7 protein-coding genes and 1 pseudogene are annotated in these 5,904 nt (G+C 71.1%); 2 read left to right on the forward strand and 6 right to left on the reverse strand.

The genetic code is table 11. The features are described from left to right. The 6 genes and pseudogenes from ACLN58_RS16535 to clpS all read right to left on the reverse strand — a co-directional run. Positions 1–237 (reverse strand): annotated as a pseudogene (locus tag ACLN58_RS16535) (hypothetical protein); the annotation flags it as partial. Beyond that, entirely contained in the window at positions 234–1,007 is a 774-nt protein-coding gene (gene rph, locus ACLN58_RS16540) for a ribonuclease PH (protein ID WP_415856347.1), read from the reverse strand. The gene rph and the pseudogene ACLN58_RS16535, both read right to left, overlap by 4 nt. 34 nt (positions 1,008–1,041) lie before the next feature. Beyond that, on the reverse strand, positions 1,042–1,839 hold the full coding sequence (locus ACLN58_RS16545) for an MBL fold metallo-hydrolase (protein ID WP_415856348.1): 798 nt from the start codon (positions 1,837–1,839) through the stop codon (positions 1,042–1,044). Beyond that, positions 1,836–2,837 (reverse strand): glutamate racemase, encoded by a 1,002-nt coding sequence (gene murI / locus ACLN58_RS16550; protein ID WP_415856349.1) that lies wholly within the window; start codon positions 2,835–2,837, stop codon positions 1,836–1,838. Before murI ends, ACLN58_RS16545 begins: the two co-directional genes overlap by 4 nt. Next, on the reverse strand, positions 2,824–3,441 hold the full coding sequence (locus ACLN58_RS16555; protein ID WP_415856350.1) for a DUF2017 domain-containing protein: 618 nt from the start codon (positions 3,439–3,441) through the stop codon (positions 2,824–2,826). Before ACLN58_RS16555 ends, murI begins: the two co-directional genes overlap by 14 nt. Next, on the reverse strand, positions 3,434–3,751 hold the full coding sequence (gene clpS / locus ACLN58_RS16560; RefSeq protein ID WP_415856351.1) for an ATP-dependent Clp protease adapter ClpS: 318 nt from the start codon (positions 3,749–3,751) through the stop codon (positions 3,434–3,436). The genes ACLN58_RS16555 and clpS overlap by 8 nt, the downstream gene beginning before the upstream one ends. A 122-nt stretch (positions 3,752–3,873) precedes the next feature. Between clpS and ACLN58_RS16565 the strand changes: the two genes are divergently transcribed. Then, positions 3,874–5,202, forward strand: a complete 1,329-nt coding sequence (locus tag ACLN58_RS16565) for a nicotinate phosphoribosyltransferase (protein ID WP_415856352.1) — start codon at positions 3,874–3,876, stop codon at positions 5,200–5,202. Between the two features lie 51 nt (positions 5,203–5,253). Then, positions 5,254–5,838, forward strand: a complete 585-nt coding sequence (locus ACLN58_RS16570) for an isochorismatase family protein (RefSeq protein WP_415856353.1) — start codon at positions 5,254–5,256, stop codon at positions 5,836–5,838. Positions 5,839–5,904 lie beyond the last annotated feature (66 nt).

Below are 5,904 nucleotides of genomic sequence, written 5' to 3' on the forward strand. Positions count from 1 at the left end.
CGTCACGCCGTCCTCGACGACGTCGGGGCCGCCCACGGCCGCCGCGTCGACCACCTGGGTGTCGACGTCGAGCCCCGGGATCTGGCCGCGCAGGAGCTCGCGCAGCTCGCGGAGCTTGCCCTGATTGTGCGTCGCGAGGACGAGCCGAGGCCCCGACCCACGCCCAGCGCCATTTTTCCCGGCGTCATGCTTCCGGGCGCCGTTATTCCCAGCGCCGCCCGCGGAGGCCGCGCTCACGGGGCCGTCCGAAGCGCCTCGGCGAGCGTCTCGCGCTGAATGTCCGCGAGCTGGGCCGTGCCGATGAGCGCGAGGTCGAGGAGGTTGTTGAGCTCGTCGCGGTCGAACGGCGCGCCCTCGGCCGTGCCCTGCACCTCCACGAACTTGCCCGAGCCCGTCACGACGACGTTCATGTCCGTCTCGGCGCGCACGTCCTCGACGTACGGGAGATCGAGCATGGGCACGCCGTCGATGATGCCGACCGAGACCGCGGAGACCGTGTCGACGAGCGGCTCCGCCCCCGGCTCGACGAGGCCCTTGTCCTTCGCCCAGCGCACGGCCTCGGCGAGCGCGACGAATGCGCCCGTGATCGCCGCGGTGCGCGTGCCGCCGTCGGCCTGGAGGACGTCGCAGTCGAGCACGATCGTGTTCTCGCCGAGCGCCTCGGTGTCGATGATGGAGCGCAGCGAACGCCCGATGAGCCGCGAGATCTCGTGCGTCCGGCCGCCGATCCGGCCCTTGACCGACTCGCGGTCGGAGCGCGTGTTCGTGGCCCGCGGGAGCATCGCGTACTCGGCGGTCACCCACCCGCGACCCTCGCCCTTGAGCCACCGCGGAACGCCCTCCGTGAACGAGGCCGTGCAGAGCACGCGCGTGTTCCCGAACTCGATGAGAGCCGAGCCCTCCGCCTGCTTGGACCACCCGCGCGTGATGCTGATGGGGCGCAGCTGGTCGGGGGCGCGCCCATCGGCGCGCACGGCAGAGGGACTCGCGGGAGTGCGTGGGGTCATGGGACCCAGCTTACGCGGATCTCACGGACGGAGGTCAGACGAGGTAGTGGACGCCTGCGACCGCGACCGAGATCGGCCCCGCGTACGCCTGCTGCGCCTCCGCGACGGTCCGGTTCGCATCGTTCCACACGGGAAGGTGGGTCAGGAGCAGGCGCTTGGCGCCGGCGTCGGTCGCTGCGTGGCCCGCGCGAAGTCCCGTGAGGTGCACGCCGTCGATCGCGTCGTCGCGGCCCTCGTGGTACGCCGCCTCGCACAGGAACATGTCCGCCCCGCGCGCGGCGTCGACGAGCCCGGGGCACGAGTCCGTGTCCCCCGAGTAGGCCAGGACGCGACGCTCGGCCGAGCCGTCGGGCTGCGGTTCCACGCACTCGATACGCATCGCGTACGCCTCGGCGATCGGGTGGCGTGCGGGGTGCACGGAAAACCGGAAGGGGCCGAACTCGACGGCTTCGCCCGGCACCCATGAGTGGAACTCGAAGTCCTCGTGCAGATCCGCCGCGGTCCCCATGTCGAGGGCGATCGAGAGGCGCCGCGCGGTCGCCTCGGGCCCCCACACGGGCACACGTCCGGACGGCCAGCCGTTGGGGTCCCAGTGGATCGCGACCTGCAGCCCCGTGAGGTCCATGCAGTGGTCGGGGTGGAGGTGGCTCAGCAGGACGCCGTCGATGTCGCTCAGGTCCATGTACCGCTGCAGGACTCCGAGCGCCCCCGATCCGAGGTCCAAGAGGATGCGCCAGTCCCGCTCGCCGTCGTGCGCGGTCAGGAGGTAGCAACTCGCCGGCGAGCTCGGCCCCGGAAAGGAGCCGCTGCAGCCGACGATCGTCAGTTTCACCCCTGCATCCTATCCGCGCCGCCCTCTGCGGGGCTCGCGGAGTCCACGAAATATGAGACGCGCCCCGCGAGGCCCCGGCGGTCCGCGCGGGCGGCCTCGAGCATCTCCGGGGTGATGCGCGCGAGACTTCCCGTCGGGTAGTGCGCGGCGACGTGCTCCGCGTGCTCGACGCGCTGGACCTCGGGCCCGAGGAAGCGGCGCGCGAGGACCTCGAACTGCCCGGCCTCGCCCGTCGCGAGGAACGTGTGCCGGGGCGGCTCGGCCGAGCGGCGCTCGAGGCCGTGGCTCACGAGCGCGCGGTAGACGTCCTTCGCGGTCTCCTCCGCGCTCGAGACGAGGGTCACGCCGTCGCCCATGACGTAGCTGATGACGCCCGTGAGCAGCGGATAGTGCGTGCAGCCGAGCACGAGCGTGTCGACGCCGGCCTCGCGCAGGGGCGCGAGGTAGCCCTGGGCGGCGTCGAGAAGCTCGGGCCCCGTGGTCACGCCCGCCTCGACGTACGGGACGAAGTCGGGGCACGCGGCCGAGGTGATCTGGAGGTCCGGGGCGGCCGCGAACGTGTCCTCGTAGGCGCGCGATCCCACGGTCGCGCTCGTGCCGATGACCCCTACCCTGCCGTTGCGGGTCGCGACGACGGCGCGGCGCACCGCGGGCTGGATGACCTCGATGACCGGGATGCCGTAGCGCGCCGTGTAGCGCTCGCGCGCGTCGCGGAGGACGGCGGCGGACGCCGAGTTGCACGCGATCGTGAGGAGCTTGACGCCCGAGTCGACGAGCTCATCCATGACGCCTAGCGCGTTCGCGCGCACCTCCGCGATGGGGAGCGGCCCATAGGGGCCGTGCGCCGTGTCGCCGACGTAGAGGACGGACTCGTTCGGGAGCTGGTCGATGATCGAGCGCGCGACCGTGAGGCCGCCCACGCCCGAGTCGAAGACCCCGATGGGGCGCTCGGAGCGCTCGAGCGTCACGTCGTCGTCGGTCTTCTCAGTCCTGGCCACGGCCGCTCCCCGCTCCCTCGGGCCCGTTCCCGCGCCCGCCGGCCCGGTAGCTCGCGAGCATCGCATCGACGAGCGTCGTCTGGAGCCACGTCACGAAGTTGTAGACGAGCGCGAGGTAGGCGTCGACGTCGTCATCCCCGACGTCGGACCAGTCGGTGACCCCGTGGATCCGCTCCGCGTCCTGCTCGCTGTGGATCCCCAGGCGCTCGGCGAGGACGAGGCGCACGTCTGTGAGCGCCGTCGCCCAATGCTCCGCGCCCGCATCGTCGAGCAGGACGTCGCGCGACTCGAGGCCCAGCGACGCCGCGCGGAGGGCGCCAGCCTTGCCCTCGCGCAGCGAGCGCTCGGTGAGACGCCGGAACTCGCGGGTCTCTTCGTCGTCGTCCTTCGAGACGTTCGGGAGGAGCCGCAGGAGGGCTGGATCCTCGGGCTCGGTCGCGTCGGGGCTGATGCCCACGAGCGCGGCGAGCGGGTCTTCCTCGGGCGCGTCGTCCGGCTCGAGGAGCGCGACGACGTCGCGGAACAGTCCGCGCAGGAGCTCGCGCTCGGCGTCCTCGAACCGGCCGCTGATGCCGCGCCTTCCGTAGGTGAACGGCTCAGCCATCCTCGCCAGCCCTTTCAACCGTGGCCCACAGGCCGAAGGTGTGCATCGCTACGGCCTGCCGTTCGACGGTCTCCTTCGAGCCGTGCGAGACGATCGAGCGCCCCTCGGTGTGCACCTGCATCATGAGGGCATCCGCCTTCGCCTCCGAGTAGCCGAAATACGTCTGGAAGACGTAGCTCACGTAGCTCATGAGATTGACGGGGTCGTTCCAGACGACGAGGTTCCACGGCACAATGCGCGCGGTGTCGGTTGCCGTCGTCGTCTCCTCGCTGAGGCTAGGTGCCGGTTCGGTGGCGACGCTCAAACTCATGGGCTCCATTCTAGGCAGGCTGCCTCGCGCCCCCTTGCATCCCACCCAACCCACCCCTCAGCCCACCCTGTCAGCCCGCCCGTGCAGCCCGCCCTGTCGGCCCGCGCCGCTAGAGTGAATCCGTGACCTCTTCGAGCACGTGGGAAGCGCCCCGCACGTCACTGTTCACCGACCACTACGAGCTCACGATGCTCCAGGCCTCGCTCCACTCGGGCGCCGCCCATCGCCGGGCCGTGTTCGAGGTGTTCGCGCGCCGTCTGCCCGACGGCCGGCGCTACGGCGTGGTCGCCGGAACGGGCCGGCTCCTCGAAGGCATCACGGGCTTCCGGTTCAAGGACGAGGAGCTCGCGTTCCTCGAGCGCACCAAGGTCGTGAACCGCGAGACCCTCGACTTCCTCGCCGACTACCGGTTTTCGGGCGATGTGTGGGGCTACGCCGAGGGCGAGGCGTACTTCCCGAATTCGCCGATCCTCATCGTCGAGTCGACGTTCGCGGAGGCGTGCATCCTCGAGACCTACCTGCTCTCCGTGCTCAACCACGATTCGGCGATCGCCTCGGCTGCATCCCGCATGACGATCGCTGCCAATGGCCGGCCGTGCATCGAGATGGGCTCGCGCCGGACGCACGAGGAATCGGCCGTCGCGGCGGCGCGCGCCGCCGTCGTCGCCGGCTTTGCCAGCACGTCCAACCTCGCCGCGGGCCTCCGCTACGGGCTCCGCACGGTCGGGACGGCCGCGCATTCCTTCACGCTCCTCCACGACACCGAGCGCGGCGCGTTCGAGGCGCAGGTCGCCTCAATGGGGCCGGGCACCTCGCTGCTCGTGGACACGTACGACGTCGAAACGGCCGTCCGCACGGCCGTCGAGATCGCGGGAGATCGCCTGGGCGCAGTCCGTCTCGACTCGGGCGACCTCATCGGCCAGGCGCACTGGGTGCGCCGCCTCCTCGACGAGCTCGGCAACGTCAACACGCGCATCGTCGTGACGTCGGACCTCGACGAGTACGCGATCGCGGCCCTCGCCGCGGCCCCCGTCGATTCGTACGGCGTGGGCACGTCGCTCGTGACCGGATCGGGCGCGCCGACGGCGTCGATGGTCTACAAGCTCGTGAGCCGCACCGACGACGACGGAGATTTCGTCGCCGTCGCGAAGGCGGCGAAGAACAAGCAGACCGTGGGGGGACGGAAGTACGCGTTGCGGCGGCTCGACGCGAACGGCGTCGCGACCGCCGAGGTCGTCGGGGTGGGCCACGTGCCCGACGGCGACAGCAACGACCGGCCGCTCCTTGAGCACTTCGTCTCGCGCGGCGAGCTGCAGCCCGGTTGGACGGGCCCCGAGGGGGTCGAACGGGCGCGAGCGCGCCACGAGGCATCGATGGCTGAGCTGCCCGCCGCCGCCCGCCGCATGCACCGCGGCGAGCCGGTCATCCCCACGCTCTACGAAGGCGACTGAGCAGAGGGGCCGCGCCGAAGGGAAGCCGCCTCGCGGAGGGAGAATAGAGCCATGAAGCGAGCACTCATCATCGTGGACGTGCAGAACGACTTCTGCGAGGGCGGCTCCCTCGCGGTCGACGGCGGCGCGTCCGTCGCGTCGCGGCTCACCGACTATGTCGCGGAGCACGCGGGAGACTACGGTGCGATCGTGACGACTCAGGACTGGCACATCGATCCGGGCGCGCACTTCTCGGAGCAGCCGGACTTCGTCGACACGTGGCCCGCGCACTGTGTCGCGGGGACCGCCGGGGCGGCGTTCCATCCGGACCTCGACGTCTCTGGGGTCGACGCGATGTTCCGCAAGGGCCAGTACGCCGCTGCCTATTCGGGCTTCGAGGGGCATCTCGCGCAAGCCGGGGACGCAGAGGGAACCTCCGACGACTCCCCCGGCCTCGACGAGTGGCTCTCTCGGCACGGGATCACAGACGTCGACGTCGCCGGAATCGCGACCGACTACTGCGTCAAGGCCACCGCGCTCGACTCGGCCCGCGTGGGCTACCGGACGACTGTCCTCAGGGACCTCTGCGCCGGCATCGCCGACGACCTCGAGCCGACGTTCCGCGACCTCGAGTCGGCGGGCGTCCGCCTCGCCTAGCCTCCAAAATTGCTCCTATGTCAAGCGGCTGAGGCTTGGGTGGGGTTCCGGGCTTCGGTGTGGTCG

Source organism: Sinomonas sp. G460-2 (assembly GCF_047759905.1).
Taxonomy (GTDB): domain Bacteria; phylum Actinomycetota; class Actinomycetes; order Actinomycetales; family Micrococcaceae; genus Sinomonas.